At 43.7% G+C, this 19546-nt stretch carries 12 protein-coding genes and 1 pseudogene; 7 read left to right on the forward strand and 6 right to left on the reverse strand.

Annotated features, from left to right (window positions below; genetic code table 11):
- Nucleotide 1 precedes the first annotated feature (1 nt).
- The 4 genes from ITG10_RS19975 to deoD all read right to left on the reverse strand — a co-directional run bounded on the left by ITG10_RS19975 (nt 2) and on the right by deoD (nt 5500).
- Nucleotides 2–1582, reverse strand: coding sequence for a GGDEF domain-containing protein (locus ITG10_RS19975; RefSeq protein WP_017630212.1), 1581 nt, complete (start codon nt 1580–1582; stop codon nt 2–4).
- Nucleotides 1582–3051, reverse strand: coding sequence for a hypothetical protein (locus tag ITG10_RS19980; RefSeq protein WP_248387099.1), 1470 nt, complete (start codon nt 3049–3051; stop codon nt 1582–1584). Before ITG10_RS19980 ends, ITG10_RS19975 begins: the two co-directional genes overlap by 1 nt.
- A 186-nt stretch (nt 3052–3237) precedes the next feature.
- Entirely contained in the window at nt 3238–4707 is a 1470-nt protein-coding gene (locus ITG10_RS19985) for a hypothetical protein (RefSeq protein WP_017632967.1), read from the reverse strand.
- Between the two features lie 82 nt (nt 4708–4789).
- Nucleotides 4790–5500, reverse strand: coding sequence for a purine-nucleoside phosphorylase (gene deoD / locus ITG10_RS19990; RefSeq protein ID WP_017061880.1), 711 nt, complete (start codon nt 5498–5500; stop codon nt 4790–4792).
- A 346-nt stretch (nt 5501–5846) separates the two neighbouring features.
- Here deoD and ITG10_RS19995 point away from each other — a divergent pair, with 346 nt between their 5' ends.
- Nucleotides 5847–6821, forward strand: coding sequence for a L,D-transpeptidase family protein (locus tag ITG10_RS19995; protein ID WP_026084461.1), 975 nt, complete (start codon nt 5847–5849; stop codon nt 6819–6821).
- Between the two features lie 175 nt (nt 6822–6996).
- Here the strand turns inward: ITG10_RS19995 and ITG10_RS20000 are convergent, their stop codons facing one another.
- Nucleotides 6997–7263 carry an Lpp/OprI family alanine-zipper lipoprotein gene (locus tag ITG10_RS20000; RefSeq protein WP_017632965.1) on the reverse strand — a complete coding sequence of 89 codons (267 nt, stop codon included), beginning with the start codon at nt 7261–7263 and terminating at the stop codon, nt 6997–6999.
- Nucleotides 7264–7623: 360 nt separating this feature from the next.
- Between ITG10_RS20000 and ITG10_RS20005 the strand changes: the two genes are divergently transcribed.
- Nucleotides 7624–8955: a DEAD/DEAH box helicase gene (locus ITG10_RS20005; protein WP_017632964.1), complete on the forward strand. Its 1332-nt coding sequence runs from the start codon at nt 7624–7626 to the stop codon at nt 8953–8955.
- Nucleotides 8956–9108: 153 nt separating this feature from the next.
- Here the strand turns inward: ITG10_RS20005 and ITG10_RS20010 are convergent, their stop codons facing one another.
- On the reverse strand, nt 9109–10356 hold the full coding sequence (locus ITG10_RS20010) for an SGNH/GDSL hydrolase family protein (RefSeq protein ID WP_026084460.1): 1248 nt from the start codon (nt 10354–10356) through the stop codon (nt 9109–9111).
- 479 nt (nt 10357–10835) lie between these two features.
- Here ITG10_RS20010 and ITG10_RS20015 point away from each other — a divergent pair, with 479 nt between their 5' ends.
- The 5 genes and pseudogenes from ITG10_RS20015 (at nt 10836) to ITG10_RS20035 (ending at nt 19543) form a co-directional block, all read left to right on the forward strand.
- Nucleotides 10836–11777, forward strand: a complete 942-nt coding sequence (locus ITG10_RS20015) for a triacylglycerol lipase (protein WP_128644443.1) — start codon at nt 10836–10838, stop codon at nt 11775–11777.
- Nucleotides 11778–11815: 38 nt separating this feature from the next.
- Nucleotides 11816–12724 carry a lipase secretion chaperone gene (locus ITG10_RS20020; RefSeq protein WP_248387101.1) on the forward strand — a complete coding sequence of 303 codons (909 nt, stop codon included), beginning with the start codon at nt 11816–11818 and terminating at the stop codon, nt 12722–12724.
- 310 nt (nt 12725–13034) lie between these two features.
- Nucleotides 13035–15055 (forward strand): annotated as a pseudogene (locus ITG10_RS20025) (prolyl oligopeptidase family serine peptidase).
- Nucleotides 15056–17206, forward strand: a complete 2151-nt coding sequence (locus ITG10_RS20030) for a TonB-dependent hemoglobin/transferrin/lactoferrin family receptor (protein WP_248387103.1) — start codon at nt 15056–15058, stop codon at nt 17204–17206. It begins immediately after the preceding pseudogene.
- A 9-nt stretch (nt 17207–17215) separates the two neighbouring features.
- Nucleotides 17216–19543 (forward strand): proprotein convertase P-domain-containing protein, encoded by a 2328-nt coding sequence (locus tag ITG10_RS20035; RefSeq protein ID WP_017632959.1) that lies wholly within the window; start codon nt 17216–17218, stop codon nt 19541–19543.
- Nucleotides 19544–19546: the final 3 nt, after the last annotated feature.

Consider the following 19546-nt stretch of genomic DNA (forward strand, 5'->3'; position numbering starts at 1 on the left):
ATTATTCGGTACAAATCTGGTTACGACCGTTAGCTTTAGCTCGGTACAGCGCTTTGTCTGCTCGGTAGAAGGTACGTTGAGTATTTTCTCCGTCACGATGCAAAGTGATACCAATACTCACGGTCAAACCGCGCTCCCCAAGTATCTCATGCCAACCGAATTGGAAGATGCGCTCTCGATAATTTTCAGAGTGCATTTCTGCTTTAGGAAGATCAGTGTTCTCAAGAATGACGAGGAACTCTTCTCCACCAAACCTGACACACGACGCGCCCCTAAACTTAAAGTATGAGCGCAGTTCTTGAGACACACTAACAATCGCTTTATCACCCACTAAGTGACTCAATTCATCGTTGATGGACTTGAAGTGGTCAATATCGATAACCATGAGTGCAAAAGAGGTATCGTGCAGCAGCATGTCTTTCAGTTTCACATCTAACCAGCGACGGTTGTGTAGCCCTGTTAATGGATCGGTGAATACGTCTTGTTGAAGCTGAGCAACCGCATTCTTGTGTTGCTCAGTCGTCTCTTTCAGCTCTTTGTTCTCTTGTTCAGAGAGAATGAGTTTGAGCTGTAATTCAAAGCGGGACAGGCGGCGTAGCTGGCTTGCACCGAGTTCACTGATCGGGATCCGCTTCATCAGATCGGTTTCAATTCGGTAGCCTTTTTTCTCATAGCTTAGTGCTTCTTGAAAGCGCCCTTGATTCATACACACATCACTTAGCGAATCGTAGAATCGTTTTGCAAGTACTGGCGACGAGTAGGCTTTCATTCGTTTGTCTGTACTCGACAAAATCATACTTGCGTAGTCTTGCTTGCCGGTTGCACTTAGGCAATGTGCTAGCTCTAGACGAGTCATGGTCGCAAGCCAGCTTGCTTGAGTGCTGTTGGCTGGGTATTGAACCTTAGACAGACAACGTAGCGCTTCATGGTATTTTTTCTTAGCGCGCAGCACCTTCGCTTGGTAAAGCAATATTTGAGTTGTGAGCAACTTGTCACTCACCAAAATACTCAGTTCTTCGCACTCATTTAGTAAATCGCTAGCCGCAGTAATACGGTTGAGCAGAAGCAAGCTGGCTACCATATGCAGCTTGAACTTGAGGCGAAGTGAGCGGCTGCTTATCGCATGGTCTATGCTGCTAATTTTTTGATAGTAGCGAAGGGCTTTGTTGTGGTCGCCATAGGAATCACATAGGTTCCCCATGCCTAAAATGGCTAACACATACTCATCGATATGGCCGTGTTCAACCGCGATTGTCGATGAACTGACGAATTCGTTGAGTGCTGACGTGTAATCACCAATTTCAACTAAGCGGTCACTTAAGCTGGTTTTGACTGTCAGAATGTCTTCGATATCGGCAGGAAGGTGGAGCAGGTCGAGTGCAAGTCTCAACTCTTCGATGCTGGTTTGATTTTGTTGTAACTCGGCGCGATATTCAGAGCTGATGATATAGCAGTGCGCTTGTTCTGTTTGCGTTGTCGACACATGCTGACGAATGTGGTTCCAGAAGATGATCGCTTCTTCACCTGATACTGATGAAGGGTCTAAACCGGCGTCTGTGATCTTGCTTAATAGAGTTTCCATTATTCTATGACCTCAGCATCGTCTTCTTCTAGTTGTTCAAGCGTGAACGGGAACGTCAAAATATCATTGAGGCTGACGGTCGGTTTGGAACCCTTTAATCCTTTTCTATGCCATGGATAGATATCGAGCATGGTGCTAAGCGTTTGGAAGGTTTGCTCTGCGGCTTCGCCTTTTTCGGAAAGCATAAGGGCCACACGTTCAGAACTTAGCCTTGCGATGAAGTCATTCTGGTTACATAAAGCATGAGCAATCTCAGTACAGACATCTAAGTAATCAGTATCGACATGATGGAACATGATAATGCTGTGGTTCGAGCGTTTAAGCTCTGTCTTGAACAGCACCAGTTTTTCCCACCAAAAGGTTTCAGAGACAACATAAGAGAGGTGCTTTTCAGGATCGTACTCGTGCTGACCACGAATACGGTTAATCAGTTTTCGTGCTCTCTGTTCAAGCTGGCGCTTGGAGCTACGCGCTTTATCTAACCCAACACGTGTCGTTTGCTCTTTGAGCATTCCGGTAGAATATTTACGGTACTTTTTAAAGGCGACGAGTGCGGCTTGGAAATCTTGGTTTTCTTCCGCCACTAAGGATTGTTGGTAACAGATTTGGCTCAGTAATTCGCCATTATCGAACTCGTTTGCGGATTGTTCCGCGAGCCTTAGTAACTCCGCCGCTTGTTCTGGTCTTTTTCTCAGGAGCTCCAATCGCGCTCGGCTGATGTATGAGTGCGCCTTCATCCAAACTAGGTTGTGTTCAACTGCTAGATTGTGCGCTTTGGCCGTGGCTCGCTCTGCATCATCTAAGCGTTCAAGGCCAAGTAGAGCAAGGCCTCTAAAATCCCACACCTCAGCATGCCAAGTGTTATCTTTATGGTCTTTTAATGCTTCTTCTGCACCGTCCAATACCGACAGCATTTCAACATAGTTGTTGAGCAGGTAGTAATCCCACGCGAGCAGTATTCTGGCTTTGCCCTCTAACCAACCAATGCGACTATTGTTAGCCACTTTGACGGCAAGCTGGTGGGTAGATCGTGCAAGTTTATATTCGTGGGTCATTCGCCAAATATTGCCAAGGCCAATGAGGCATTCAATTTGAATTTCGACTTCATCAACCAACGCGGACTGCTCTAGGGCATTGATCCAGAACTGTTGGGCGGAGTAATACTTGGCTTGTCCCCAAAACTGGAGCGCGTGTAAATGGAGGATTTCAGGGAGAAAAAGGTCGGTATCTAATCGGTTTTGGCGCTTGTAGGCTTCCTTGATGTACTTTAAACCTTTTTGGTAATCCATCAGGTTCCAGCTACACTTTGCCATTAACATCAATGACTGTATAGCACCCTCTTCAAACAGAATTTGCTCTGATCGGACTAGGCATTGCTGCGCAATCTCTAGGATCACCGATGGCTCAGAGTCGACACGAGTTTTGAGTTTTTCTAATTCGGTTTCAAGAAGGTACTGATTTTTGTCCAAGACTTAGATCCATGATTATCGAACATATTGATAACACAATCATTATAAGAGTGTAATTTGAGATAAGCACCAATTATCTTTCTTAGAGCGTCAAAGGAACATCGATCTTTTCTAATTATGGGTGTTACCTCATGTTGTCGCTTTAAAATCAATGAGTTCCCGAATAATTACCTAGAGACTTTGTTGCTATGAAAGTAGTTGCTTTAGAGTTAATGGTCGCTCTGCTACGTCTAAGCGTTGTGCTGCCGTGAGCCCTTGCTTATCTTGGTAGCACAGATTGTGCCAAGCTCTAAATATGTCGAGCAATGGAAGAATGCCTCCAGGACGAAGCTTACGTCTGGGCTCATTAATAAAACTATCAAATAACAGCTGAAAGCGTTGTTGATAGAACTTAGTTTGTTGAATTGAGGCCGTGTTAAGCCACTGTTTTGGTTCCGGATTGTTACCTGTTAGGTAGCAGATGCCTTTCTGGTTATCACCTTGATTCGCAATAGCCCAACGATCTCGCCACCAACTCATGTGAACGATGTCGATTTTTTCAAAACTTTGATCGTCTTGCCAGCCCGAATCTTCTTCTACATACATAAGGTCAATATTTTGACTCTGAATGCGCGGTAAACATACGCTTAAAGCGGCAGATCTTAGTAATGGATCTTGTGGCATATAGATGGTGACATGCTTGTCTTCGTTACACATATCCAACACATGTAGAAAGTGAGCATAAGAGGTATATGGCGGTCGAATTAATGCGCCTTTTGAAGGATAGTTAAATGTGGTGAGGTTACCCATAGGGTCCTCAACGTTACCTCTCGCAAGAATCACTTGGTACTGCTGTTCAATGCGCTCTTTTAGTTTGTCAGAGGGTTGAGGCAGTTCGAGATTCGCTTCTGAAGAGTGGTCTTTGGATACAAAGCGAGCCACATCATCATAAGGGTTGTGGTCAACGTTCCCCGATGGTTCTTCATTTTGAGAGTAGTTAACGTGTTGGCAAAGGATATAGCCAGAATGCGCTTCGCCCGTCGCTATCCAGACAACACCGTTATTACTTTGTGGTTGCAGACGCTGGTAGTGAGATGCGAATTCGTAATCTTTAGCATGGTTAACCCATCGTGCATCGATCATCGCTAATTTACGACGACAACGGCTCGCGATATGGTCAACATGATCATAGAAAGTCTTTGGGTTGATCTCTAATTTTCGGCAGATTTCACGTACGGAATAGCCCATGAACAGTAAGCCCATGAGGTTCTCTTGAAATTGGAGTTTTTTATTGGATCCAGACCATTTATCAACGAAGGTTGATTGGCAGTCTTTGCATCGATAACGCTGCCTGTCGCCACTGTAGCCGAAGGCATGATAAAGATGTTTATGGGTATGAACCGATAAGCCGAAGTTATCGCAATCATCATTACGACAAGCGGGGAGCCCGTCGCTGTGAAGTTGTCTTAGGCGATGAAGTTCGCTTAACACTTCACGATTGTTAAGTAAGGGGGGGAAAGCTCCACATTCACGACAAACCATCGCTGGACGCTTAGGGTTCGCGTGTTGCAAAACATACCGTTTTGCATCGCTCAAGCCAAAGTTGTCACACGCCAATGTTTTACAAAAGTTGAGTTGCAAACCATCCGCATCTTTTGGCAGCTTGTCGTTAGACACGATCTCCCCCTCGGGATTATTTGAGCAGCCAAGCGAGCCTGGCTGCGGGGTAACGCTTTTCAATGTATCTTTTATCAAACTATTAGATGTTGATTGCTGTCTCTAGAGCAACTTTCATCATGTCGTTGAAAGACTTTTGACGCTCTTCAGAACTTAGCTTTTCACCACGGATGATGTGGTCAGATACTGTTAAGATAGTTAGCGCTTTTGCACCAAGGTCAGCAGCAACACCGTAGATACCAGCCGCTTCCATATCAACACCCAGGATGCCTAGTTTTTCCATTTTTTCGAAAAGGTCAGCTTCTGGAGTGTAGAAAAGGTCTGCAGAGAATACGTTACCAACTTTAACTGGCACTTCTTGTGCACGTGCTTGGTTTACTGCTTCTTCTAGAAGACCGAAATCAGCGATAGCAGCGAAGTCGTGGTTGTTGAAACGAATACGGTTTACTTTTGAGTCAGTAGAAGCACCCATACCGATAACAACGTCCATCAGTTTAACGTCGTCACGCACTGCGCCACAGCTACCTACACGAATAACGTTTTTCACGCCGAACTCAGCGATTAGCTCGTGTACGTAGATGCAGCATGATGGGATACCCATACCGTGGCCCATTACAGAAACTTTCTTACCTTTGTAAGTGCCTGTGTAACCAAACATGTTGCGAACGTCACAAACTTGCTTCACGTCATCAAGGAATGTTTCTGCAATGTATTTTGCGCGAAGCGGGTCGCCCGGCATAAGTACTGTTTCTGCGAAATCACCAGCTTGAGCATTAATATGAGGTGTAGCCATGGTCGTTCTCCAAAGTTTAAACAGTAATTGTAGGAACAGGATTTAATCAATTACCGATTCTGTTGAATTGAATTCGTTTTGTTGCGGCAATATTAGCGAGTTAGAACGTAACTCCATGAGACTTTAGTCACAAAACAGGTCTGCCATTATAGTTTTATTAATATTGATAACTAAATCTGTTGAAAGCTTAAAGGCAATCGATTTTGTTTGGTAAGATCGTTGTATATAAAGAGAAGAACGCGCTGATTAGCTCAAAACAGGTTGGCTTTTAGTTGTAACTAACCGTTGTAGAGACATTTGATCAGCGATAATCTAAACTTTGATAAAAGACAAACCAAGGATTTGTATGTCGTATTGCGCTAACTCGACGCCTTTGCCGTCAATAAAAACACGACTACACAGGCTTGCGTCGCTTGTTGTAAGAACTACTTTGCTTGCCAGTGGGATAGCTTCATCGTGGGTGTCTGCGGCGACCTTTGAGCTGCCTCCAGCGGAAAGTCGTATTGTGGGCAGAATACAACACCATGAAGTGGCGGCGGGTGAAACCTTGGCTATCATTGCCAAGCAGTACGATATTGGCTTTCTCTCTTTAATGGCGGCCAACAAAGGGGTCGATCCTTTTCTTCCAGCTGAAGGTTATGTGCTAAGTATTCCTAGCCGTTTCATTTTGCCTGACACCCCAAGAGAAGGGATTGTCATCAATCTTGCTGAATTAAGGTTGTACTATTTTGAACCCGAGAAAAACCAGGTGCATGTATTTCCTGTCGGCATCGGTCGAGTGGGCCGCGATACTCCCGAGATGATCACTAAGATAAGCCAAAAAAGACCAAATCCAACATGGACGCCACCAAATTCAATCCGCAAAGAGTATCTTGAAAAGGGTATTGAATTACCGAGAGTAGTTCCCTCAGGGCCGGAAAACCCATTGGGTGAGTTTGCTTTGAGGCTTGCTTATGGCGCAGGTGATTATTTAATACACGGCACCAATAAGGATTTCGGAATAGGTTTGCGAGTGAGTGCTGGCTGTATCCGAATGGAACCTAAAGATATTGAGTGGCTTTTTGAGCAAGTGAACCGTGGTGAACAGGTAACCATTATCAATGAGCCGATCAAGGTGTCATTAGAACCAGATAGAAGCGTGTTTGTTGAAGCGCACGAACCATTAACCCGAAGTGATGGTTCAAAGAAATCATTACAGATTCCGTTGGAATTAAAATGGTGGCTTGAAGAGGCAGAACTGCCTAATTCAAAAGCGAAAGCGGTTATTTTTGCTCAAAATGGTGTACCTGTAGAAATTGCACCACCGATTATTGAGTTCTAATTCGATTGCCTCTTCTACAATAGGGGCGTTTTTCTCTTCTTTACTAGAATTAATGCCTTCTACTCGAATTAGTATCGCCCAAAAAAAGCACCACATCCTTTAAGAAGTGGTGCTGTCTATATACTGCTTTTTGCGACTTATTTAATCTAAAGCTTAATCGCGATTAGATATCAAACTACTTAGTGTAAGACTCAGCGATGTTGTCGATACGTTCGTTAGCACGATCCGCTTCTTCTTTCGCTGCCATAGCGGCTGCTTCTGCTTCTTGAGCCTTCATTTCTGCGGCTGCTTTGTCACTCTTAAGAGCTTCTACTTCGCTACTTAACTCAGCAACTTGATTAGTTAGTTGATCCATTTCTGATACTGCAGCTTCTTCTGGCTCTGAAGAACAACCGGCTAGAATGAAAACTGAGGCTGCAGCTGCGATTAACGTCTTATTCATAAGAACTCCTTGCTTATTTATCATCAAAAGATGCGCTATACATTCTTTATCATATAGTCGCTTCATTAATGATTGTAGCGACTAATTTTTTAACTGCAAAAACAATAACTAAAGAAATTGCTAAATTTTTGAGGGAATTAGCTAAGCATCACGTTCTGTCTCACTTATGAGATGAAGAATTTAGATACAACTTTGATGTGTTTTTGGAGGGGCATCCTTTTACTAGCAATGCATACGATGTTCTAGCTAAAGATAGATTAAGGGATAAATTTACTGTGATCTATATCCTATAAAGTACTTTCGCGGTATCATGTCACGTTAAATTAATTTTATTCAATACCATCATGACTGGAGAGTCCTTTGCACTTTAAAGATTTAGGCTTAGATAACCGCTTACTGAAGAACTTAAAACATTACGACTTCAAGAAGGCGACAGAGATCCAATCAAAAGCGATCCCTGTTGCTATTGCTGGTAAGGATCTATTGGCTTCATCAAAAACGGGATCAGGAAAAACATTGGCGTTTGTGTTGCCAATGATACATAAGGCATTAAAAACAAAAGCGTTTTCTGCTAAAGATCCTCGTGGTGTAATTTTGGCTCCTACTCGTGAGCTAGCGAAGCAGGTTTACGGCGAATTACGTAGCATGCTTGGCGGTCTGTCTTACGAAGCGACACTTATCTTGGGTGGTGAAAACTTTAACGACCAAGTTAAAGCTCTACGTAAGTACCCTCGTTTTATTGTTGCGACTCCAGGCCGTCTTGCCGATCACCTTGAACATCGCTCACTGTTTTTAGATGGTGTTGAAACGCTAATCCTTGATGAAGCTGACCGTATGCTGGATTTAGGTTTCGCACCTGAATTGCGTCGCATTGCGAATGCAGCTAAGCACCGTCGTCGTCAGACACTAATGTTCTCTGCAACGCTGGATCATGCTGAAGTGAACGGTATTGCCAATGAAATGTTAGACGCACCTAAGCGTATCTCTGTGGGTGTTTCTAACGAGCAGCACCTTGATATCACTCAAAAATTCTACCTATGTGATCACCTCGATCACAAAGAAGCGATTTTAGATCGTGTATTAGAAGAAGCTGAATACCGTCAGGTGATGATTTTCACTGCAACTCGTGCCGATACAGACCGTTTAACGGATAAGCTGAACGAGAAGAAACTTAAAGCGGTAGCACTGAGTGGCAACCTAAACCAAACGCAGCGTAATGCGATCATGAGTCAGTTCGAGCGTGCGGTTTACAAGATTTTGGTAACAACCGATGTTGCTTCACGTGGTATTGATATTCCAAACGTGAGCCACGTTATCAACTTTGATATGCCTAAGCATACGGAAGAGTACGTGCACCGTGTAGGTCGTACTGGCCGTGCGGGTAACAAAGGCGATGCGATTTCTTTGGTGGGTCCAAAAGACTGGGACAGCTTCAAGCGTGTTGAGCTTTACCTTCAACAAGATTTGACCTTCTCTGTACTTGAAGGCCTAAAAGGTAAGTTCAAAGGCATTAAGCCTCGTAAACCTGCGTTTGCTAAAGGCGGCCCTGCGAAGAAGAAAACCAGCACTCAAGCTAAGAAAACGCCGAAGAAACCAGTTAAGCGCGATAAGAGCTTCCACCAGAATGTGGCAGTAGGTGATACAGTATTTATCCCTAAGAAGAAAGTTGCGCCAAAAGTGGACGACGAGTAATCAACTTGCGTGACTTAAAAGCTTAGCTTTGAAAGGTTGATGCAAATAAAAAACCGCCGATGATGGCGGTTTTTTTGTATCTGTACTTTGTGTAAGCCTTAGCTTGCGGTATTTACAGGTAGTATTTGATGATACTCGATGAGCTCTTCCTAGCTAGAAATTGAACGTCGAGAACGAATACGCCAAGATGTGGTCGGCAATGTATTTATGAGCAGCAGTCGTTGGGTGTGTCACGCCCCAGAATACATAACTGTCTGAACCATAGGTCGCGCAATCATTAGTTAAGCTGTGGCTTCGTAAATAGTCTGCAGCTGAGCTTCTATTGAGATCAAGACAGGCGTCACTCGCGTTTCGAAAGCCGTGTTGTCCTGGGTTATTGGTAATGCTGGCGAACAACGCACTTGCATCGAACAACACCACGTTTTTCCCTTGGCTCTGGTAATACTCGGCCTGCGCCTTGATGAATTGGTTGAACTCTAAGATCTTGCCACGAACTTTAATGATCTCTTGCTCCGTCGAGTATTTGAATTGCGGCGCTTTGGTCGCATCGGGCAATGTGAACAGCAAGATATTACTCGCACCAGATTCCGTTAATCGGATCAGAGCGCTGCCGAAATCAGCTTTAACATCGGCGACTTCTCGGTCGTAATTCATAAAGTCATTGAGGCCAAACTCTAGAGTAAACAAAGAGTTTTCTGGGCGATAGTTTTTAGCGACTTTCATGTAGATTAGATAAGAGGTGACTTGATCATAGACGCCAGTCAGTGCGACGTATTGATTGGTACCTGCTGCGCCACCCACGGCCCAGTTATAAAGAGGAACGTCTTTCGCTTTTGCTAAGTACTCAGTCCAGACTAAACCATTCGAAAAGTGCCCTAAAAACCATGAATTCGCATTGGGGAAAACCCATTGAGAGCCATTAAATAGGTTGCCAGTGTCAGAGAGGCTATCACCAAAAGTGACAATGCGATTAATGGTACTGGCTTGAACCGCGTTATCGTTGGTCCAGATGGAGTGATTGTAAGAGAAGCGATTGTCTGCGGCAAAGTAGGTGATGTCTGCGACTTCATGTTGTATGTCGAGCGTCTGTTCACAACGTTGCTTGATTTCAGGTTGTGGAACATCGCTGTAGAACATATTTTTGAAGGAAACAGAAGACCACCAATATCCATTGATCGTGTAGTAATCACCATTCTCTTTCTTTGCCCACTTCCAGTCGGTGGCTGGGGAGTCATGAGACGCATCGGTTCGATACCAACATCTAACGTATGAATAGGTCTCTGAGCCTTGTGTACTCAGTACTTTTGCGGATGTCATCGATTCTAGTGTCGGTATTGAGTCTTCAGCGGCATAAGCGCCAAAAGGCATGGTTAACGCGAGTATTAAAGCCGTATTTTTCATCATTGTGTTCTCTTTTTTATTTTGAGGTGAGCCAATGGAAACGTTGTTGCTTGTTGATAAGTGAATAACTAAATGACTGGTACGACCTATACATAAAATTAATAATTTACGTCAATACATTAAAACTATTGGAGTGTCATTACTGGCATAAATATCAAATTTCCAACGGGTTTATGGTTGATAAATAACGGTTTAAAAGCTCGAACGTTTGCCATCGCGCTTTTGAATTTTGCGAATGTTAGGTTGATATTTTAGTTAGTTTATTGAAAGTGCGAGTTCATTTGATTGCTTTAAATATTAATTTAATCAATTAGTTAATATCTTGACTTCAGGTCTTAATCTGTTTGTGTCGATGTTAATCACTACTGTTTAATTCCAGTTCAATCTCACAAATATTAAGTCGCTATTTTCTGTTTTATAAAATCATCAACTACGGTTCTTTTACTCATCAGAGGTCTAATCTGTTTAAGGAAAGAGCATTGAAAAAGATATTAATTTGGACGATAGCCTGCCTATCCAGTTTTGGTGCCTATGCAGGAACGAGCGCCTTGGCATTAGAAGCCAGCGGATACACAGAAACGAAATATCCCATTGTGTTGGTACATGGTTTGTTTGGTTTCGATACATTGGCAGGCGTCGACTATTTCTATGGCGTACCTGAATCGCTGACAAAAGATGGCGCGAGCGTATACGTCGCTCAGGTTTCTGCAACCAACAGCTCTGAAGTTCGTGGCGAACAGTTACTGGCTCAAGTTGAAATACTTTTAGCGGCAACCGGAGCGAGTAAGGTGAATCTGGTTGGACACAGCCATGGCGGACCGACTGCACGCTATGTGGCATCAGTTCGACCAGATCTGGTTGCATCAGTAACAAGTATTGGCGGTGTTCATAAAGGCTCTAAGGTGGCCGATTTAGTTCGTGGAACCGTACCTGAAGGCTCAGCCACGGAAGGTATTGCGGTCAAACTTGCTGGTGGATTGACTACGCTCATCAACCTGTTATCTGGTGGAACGGATCTTGACCAAGACGGTCTTGCATCTCTTGAAGCTCTTACGACAGAAGGTTCGCTTGCATTCAATCAGTTTTACCCTGAAGGCGTTCCAACATCTGAGTGCGGTGATGGTGAATGGCAAGCCAATAACGGTGTTTATTACTATTCATGGACAGGGTCATCCACTTTTACCAACCTTCTTGATCCTACCGACGGAGCAATGACAATCCTTGGCTTAGCCTTCAATGAACCGAATGATGGGTTAGTAGGCGCGTGCAGCGCACACTTGGGCAAAGTGATTGGTGATGACTATAAAATGAATCACCTAGACGAAATTAATGGGTTGCTGGGGATTCACCATCTCTTTGAGACCGATCCTGTGACGCTCTATCGTCAACATGCTAATCGATTGAAGCTGGCCGGCCTTTAGGTTGTCTACCCATTTATTAAGACCTTAAGGAACACATAATGAAAAAGACCGCTATTTTGTCGATAACCGCGATAGCCCTGATGAGTACAGCGGCGGTCTTTTTGTATCCAACCTTTTTTCCTGTTAAGACAGGCGAGCTAAACTCAAACAAAAAAATGGAACACAGCGCCTCCTCTTTGAAGGCCACCTCTCAACAAGATACCGAAATCGATAATGCATCAGCCAAAGACATGATGGAATATTTCGTCTCAGGCAATACAGAATTAACCCTCGAAGATATTCGTGACAACGTGGCAAAGCACCACGAACAATCACAAAGTGCCGTTGTCGATGAAGCACTGTTTGCCAAATACATTGAATATAAATCGGCACTGACCTCGTTGGATGTTCAGTTCGACACTACATCAATCTCAGCCGAAGACTTACAAGCACTAAATCAAGCGCTGCTCGATCTCCAGGCTCAATTCTTTAGCCCAAGCGAGATAAGTATTCTGTTTACCCATGACAATCGCATGAGAGAGATCGCTTTAGAAAAGTTACTTCTGAAACAAGAGGGCTTAGGTGAGCAAGACTATCAACAAAGGATGGATGCTTTGATGTCAGAACAGCCTGATTACGTTCAAACGAGCCATCAGAATCAGGTCTTGCTGCAACAACTATCAAGTTCTGAAGGGCTTGACCAGCAAGACAAATACTTACAGCGAAATGAACTTGTTGGCGAAGAAGCTGCGCAAAGGCTTGAAGCGCTCGACCAACAAAGAGCTGAATTTGAAGATGCCTTGGAAGTTTACCAAGTAGAACGAAATGACATTCTCAACGATGCTGCGCTGTCACAGGTAGAGCAACAAGAAACGATCGCTGATCTTAGGGTCGCACACTTCCCTTCAAAGCAGATTCGAAGAGTAGAAGCGATAGAAAGGATCTGGGACAAAGATCTTGGTGAGTAGGTTTGCTGAGCCAACTTGTTAGCCAATCTTATAGATTGAGCTTGTTGAATTAAGTCGTTGCTTAAAATTAAGTAAACGATTGCTTATTCTGTAATTGGCCATAAATTTACCGCCAATAAACATTATTGACTAAGTTATCACTCTTATTTGAATATAAATTTTACCTATGGTTGCAATAGCAAGCCATCATTAATTGATGCATTCCTCGTGATTCAAGTTACATTTTCATGTGAATGATAATTGATCTCATTATCGTTTGGGTGCAGTATACGCGAAATTTATTAAATTAGCGTATGGATTTGTTGTATTTATGAAAGCGTTTGTGTTGTTAGTTTTTGCTCTCTTGCTGACGGGAGAGGTTAGTGCTTCTGATCAATTCTCCTGGCTCAGAGATGATTCTCGTAGCGGGAGCAATGTGCTCAAGTATCTTGAACAACAAAATAACAAAACTCAACAGTATCAAGAACGTATCCAATCTTTGAGTGAATCCCTACAAGAAAATTGGTACGACAACCTCCTAATCGAGCTGACAAACCATGGCAAGAAATTAGTGGGTATGAATATGCGATCCTAGAGCGCGATGGTAAGAGATCCTTGCTATCACGGTTAGTTGGGAGTGAAGATTTTACTGAGTTACTTAACATTAATGCTCGATCTGCTGAATTTGACTATTACCAGTTAGGCGCTTGGACACTAGACCCAACCAGAAAAAAACTTGCGATCGCTGAAGATGTTACAGGGGCAGAACAATATCGAGTGAGTGTTATTGATCTTCAAACTCATCAAGTTATCTCTGTAGCCCAAAATGTAGACAGTTCACTGGCATGGTCCAAAGATGGACTGTCTCTGTATTTGATTCAACTTGAAAAACAGACCTCAAAACCTTATGCGTTAGCGAAATACTTTTTAGATCAGTCAGATCCCATTCAGCTACTAGAAGAATCAGATTCTGCTTGGTTACTGTCGTATTACCTATCAAGTGATACTCAATTTGCTGTGGTACAGGCAAACAGTGGTAGTTCAAGTGAGCAGCGCTTATTAAACCTTGATTCTGGCGAAATATCTCAACCCGTTTTGCCACGTAAAGTTGGTGTGGAATATTATGTTGATGTTTCTGGCTCTCGTTTATTCGTCAACAGTAACCATGCACGCAGTCATTTTGCATTTTATTCTGTACCGCTGAACCAAGCTTCACAAGCAGAACAATGGACCACCGTCTTTGAGCCTACAGATGAATCCAGAATCAACAACTTTTATCTGTTTGAATCTGGCCCTGTGGTTATTAGTCAGAGTGGTGCAACTCAGTCTTTACATTTCTTTGATAGCAGCAACAAATATCGTTTAAGCCAACCAATAACAGAGGTGGACCAGGTTGCTTGGGTGAGTCAAGTTGGCGACTACGCGAGTAATAAACTGCATATTAGAAGTATGTCTCTTACCCAACCTGCTACGTGGGAAAGCTTAAATACGGGTTCTCTAAAACGAGAATTACTTTCTCAAGATCATTACCCTCAATACCAACAATCAGCGTATCAAACTGAACAAGTTATGGTGAATTCTGGCGAGGTATCGATCCCCGTTACTCTGGCTTATCGTAAAGATAAACTCACTCAGGATGCTCCTGTATTTTTGTACGGATACGGGGCGTATGGCGTGACGATGAAGCCCTACTTTATGCCTCAAATTATCAGCTTACTTGATGAAGGTGTAATTTATGCGATTGCGCATGTTCGCGGTGGTGGTTTCTATGGTGACTCTTGGTATCAAGCTGGTAAGGGGATTAAAAAAGAAAATGCCATCTTGGATTTCATCGCCGCTGCTCGTGATTTGACTACATACAATCTAGGTCAGCGTTCTATTTATGCGATGGGTGGCAGTGCTGGTGGAACTCTTGTTGCGGCGGCTCTAAATCAGGCTCCTGAATTATTTAATGGTGCAGTCCTCAAAGTGCCGTTCGTCGATGTAGTAAACAGCATGTCTGACTCCTCTTTACCGTTAACCTCTCAACAGTACGGTGAGTGGGGTAACCCTAGTATTGCCGATGAATTAAAGGTGATGGAAGAATACGACCCTTATTTGAATCTTAGAAAACAAAATTACCCACCAATATTAATTCAAGTTGGCCTCAATGACCGCCGCGTTCCTTATTGGGAAGGGGCTAAGTATTACGCGAAACTTAACGAGCTTACGACCGGAAGTGGGCCCTATCTGTTAGCGACAAACTTTACTCAGGGGCACTCGACCGACAGGCGGCGCTCCCAGTCACAACAAGCGTTTGAGTACGCATTTCTTTTATCACTTACCCTGAAAGACATTAAAGCGGAGCAGTAAATGAAGCTTTCCCCCCTATCAGCGGCAGTACTGAGCGTACTTGCTGCCAACCTCGTGCACGCCGAATCCGAGGTTTATCACTTTGAAGAAGTGATCGTAACAGCGAATAAAATTGAACAGCCACTATCTGAAGTTGTAGGTTCAGTTGCCGTGATTACTGGTGAAGAACTCGAAAAAAAGGGCGCAACAGAGCTTTATGATGCAATAAAGAGCGAACCGGGAGTCAGTGTTTCTGGGGGTGCGGGGCGACCTCAAAATATCACTATCCGCGGAATGACTGGTAACTGTATCTTGATTGTTAAAGACGGAATAAAGTCTGCTGACGGCTTTGGCGCCAATGACCTCAATGACAAAATTGGGCGTAACTCGTTTGATATGTCTAACCTCGAAAGTATTGAGGTTATACAAGGGGCGAGTTCGTCTGTATTTGGTTCGGGTGCTATTGGTGGTGTGGTAGTGGTTCGGACTAAAAAGCCGGGGGATTATCTCGACAACGAAGACTTATATAGTGATGTCTCAGCAACCTATACCGGTATCAGTAATAAATACAAAGGCGCGACAAACCTTGCTTTTCGTTCGGGAAAGTTTGAAAGCTTGATAAACCTTTCTTATTGGGAAGGTGAAGAAACTCGTAATTTTGACGAAGACTTATATAACCGAGACATAGATGGTGTCGGTGGTGGTTATACGCTGAATTACTGGTCAAGTGATGGATTGATGCTGAAAGGGAATGTTGAGTACTACAAAGAGAACTTAGGTCGAAAAGAGGGCACCTCTAAGATCCAAAAAGATGGCAAGTGGGATACTGAAGATTTTGAACAACAATCCTATACCGAGACTTTTTCTGCGTATGCGGGCTTTGAGTACCTTCCTTCCAATACTTGGTTCGAGGAATTGGATGCCAAGATCTATTGGCGTGATATGACTAATGAAGATACCACCAATCGTTTGATGTCTCGAACCAACAACAACGTTTCTGAGTTACGCAGAACGATTGATGTACGTGGTTTTACCGATCAGCTTCTTGGTGTAAACGCCGATTTTATTAGTGCATTCCAACATCACAACATGAATCATACCTTGTCTTATGGTGTGAATATGGAAACCAACCTCCATGAGCGTCCAAGTCAATCCTCTGTTTTAGATTGGAACGGAGTGTCACTTAACACGGATGTGCCTTTTGCTCCCGCTCGCTCGTACAATTTTGCCGCCTTTATTCGTGACGCGATTGAAATTGACCATTGGACTGTGACGGCAGGTGCTCGTTTTGATTTACACCAGTTGAAACCTGAGTCACAGAACACGATCAATGGTTATGAAGTGAAGGAACAAAATTCGAGTGAGTTTTCTCCTAGCTTATCGGTGAGTTATCAGTTGACGGACTCGTTAAATACATACCTTTCTTACAATCACGGCTTTAGAGCTCCGGGTTATGACAAAATTTATGGTTACCAGAACCATGATTTTGTCCCAATCACCCCATTTGCCATTGTGCCGAATATGGATCTAGAGGCCGAAACCAGTGATTCGTTCGAATTAGGCAGTAAGTTTGATAATGGACAAACGCAGCTTTACGCGGCCGTTTTCTATCAAAAGTTTGATAATTTTATCGACGTTAAACAGATCACGTTTGTGCCGGACTCAAATACAGGTAACTACTACAAGCAGTATCAAAATGTGAATGGAGTCGAGACGTATGGCATTGAGGCTTCAATTGCGCATCGTTTAAGCGAGTTTTGGAGTGTAAGTACCAAGGTTGGTTACGTTGATGGAGAAGACGAGGATGGAGAAAAAGTTCGTACACTCACACCTTGGGAAGGTAATGCTGAGATAGCTTATGACAACAACGCTATCTCTGCTTATGCGCAGGTCAATTGGGCACAAGCTATGGATAACGTACCTCAATGTGAAGATGACTTAGGTATCGTTACTGATTGTGCGATGACCGCTGGCTGGGCGAGTGTCGACTTAGGTTTGAGTTACTCTTGGAACTTTGGCTTGGATGTTAGCGCCAATGTGATCAACCTATTTGATAAAGAATACATCCGATACCAAGATGTTGCGGGTATTGCGGGTATTGCGGACAGCAATAAACTTTACTCTACAGAGCCTGGTCGTTACTTCACTGTTAACGCCAAGTATGAGTTTTAAGGAGGACATATGAAGAAGAGTTCTCTTTATCTCGCTTTGTGCCTAGCTTCTGCAATAAGCAGTGCCGCTGAGTGGGATTACCCAATTGGCAGCACCGTTGTGACAACGCAACAAGAAGCTAAGGCTTATTTGGAAAATGCTTATCCTGAGGTTGGTACGCTAAGGTTTCGCTATGAAACACAGTCTAAATTGGGGAACCACTACAATTTCGATGTATTGATCGAAGGTGATTATCAACAACAGAAGTCTATGGTTCTTTCCACGAATACTGACCAACAGGTGTTACGTGTTTTCAGAAGCTTAGAAAATACCGTGTTACTCAACGGAAATCCGACAACGGCTGCTGAGTTAGAAGCGCCTCGTTTATTAGAAGCAGAACGTCCGCCGAGCTTAAGCAGTGGGCAAGTTGTTTCGACTCATGTGAACGTGTTCAGTCCAGATTTGAGAACTATGGATAGGTCTGCGCCACCAGAAACGCTATTAACGGATGTGAGCCAGTATCCGAACTCTCCGAGCTATGTCCAAACGGATGTGGAGGTGTTGAACCATAGTGATGGAATCTACCTTACCAATGATCGTGTCTCTCAGGTTGATGCAGCTGCCTTATACTCGATTGACCCTGACTCGGGTGCTGTAACGAACCGTGATGCTTCAAATTTCCTTGCAGCTGAAGGTGTCACTAAGTTTACTGACCTGGCTGATTTACAAAATGTAGATTGGCAAGACACGCGATTCCCACAGTTGATGGTTTTTGCTCACCTTGATCAGTCTTTGCGTTATATCAGTAGCTTGGGCTTTGATGTGTTTGATGCACCTCTTGAGTTCGACGGTAGAGGACTATCTGCAGATAACTCGACTTACTACTACGGCCCTAAAGCAACTCTGTTTGGTGTCGGTGGTGGTTCTCCAGATGCATTAGACGGCGATGTGATTCTACATGAGCTTGGGCATGGGATTCATTATCACATAGTAAAAGATTGGGCTTATGGTCATACCGGTGCAATCGGTGAAGGTTTTGGTGATTACTGGGCGGGTAGCTTTAGCTTTCGTACTCAATATGAAAATGCACAAACTCGTGGACAAGAGTTCGAGATTGATACCGTCTTTAATTGGGATGGCTACTTTGGCGTAAGAAATACCACTCGCAGCCTTTGGAACCAAAGAGCACGGTACTTTAGACAAGCGGAATATCGCCCCCATGAAAGTGTTGCGGGTGAGCTAGGTGATGAGCTTTGGTCAACGCCGTTGTTCCAAGCTCTGAAAGCCGCGGTTGAACAGTATGGTGAGCTCGCTTTTAAAGAGTTCGATTCAATCATACTTGAGTCTATGTACGGGCTCGGTCGAGGGATGAAAATGCATGATCTAGCTGAGAGCACGCTGTTTGTGGCTCAACAGCTCTATCCTAATCGAGATTATGCTGAAATATTGAAGCAAAAGTTTGATATGCATGGACTGATCATCGAACCATTTAAAGTAGAGGTCCCTGATCATTATGTTGATCCAAAGAAGCCGCTGACCATTGAGTTGTACCCGACGTTAAGACAGGCTCAAGTCGATGGCGAAATCAATATTTCAGAACTGGTGAAGTCGTTTGTTACTCCTCCGGTTAACCAACTAACGATCGAAGCGACACTTCCTACAGGCGAGGTGTGTGGTTCTTCTGTCACCATGAATACGAATGTCGATTATCGATACAGCGACACCCTCAAATCACAAAAGTGGCAGCATGATTTGCCCTTTGTATATGGCTTGCCTGTACTCGAATCCGATATCAAAGAGTTGGATAGCTATCTTCCCGATAGCCGATTTAGCTCGACTAATCAGCCGATCGTTGGCTTTAAAACATTCAATTTCACACTAAGTGGAACGGATCAGATCGCAGACGAAAATTTCGGTATGTATTTAGAAATCGAGCATCCTCGTTTAAGCGACTTAGTGGTAACTCTGATTTCACCAAAGGGAACTCGAGTTGATTTACTTAACCATAAGTCGACACGCTTTTCTGGCTTTGAGGGCTACTTCACACTCAAGCATGACTCGGTTCTTGATTCGTTTAAAGGTGAGCCTATTAATGGGGCTTGGCGTTTAGAAATTGCCGATTATGTAAATGGTGAAACTGGGAGCTTAAAGCGTTGGGGTCTCGGTACTATTTCGAAATACGAATGTGGAGAAACGACGACTTCACCTCAAGAACCAATAGCTACCAATAGCTCTTCTGGTGGCTCAACTTCACCTATCTTGATTCTATTTATGTCCTTGCTCGCGTTAGGCAGGTCATTTGCTACACGTTACTTGCCTCAAATGGCAGGGCTCTTTAAAAACAAAACAAGAAGATAACTC

Origin of the sequence: Vibrio sp. ED004 (genome assembly GCF_023206395.1) — a bacterium.
GTDB lineage: Bacteria > Pseudomonadota > Gammaproteobacteria > Enterobacterales > Vibrionaceae > Vibrio.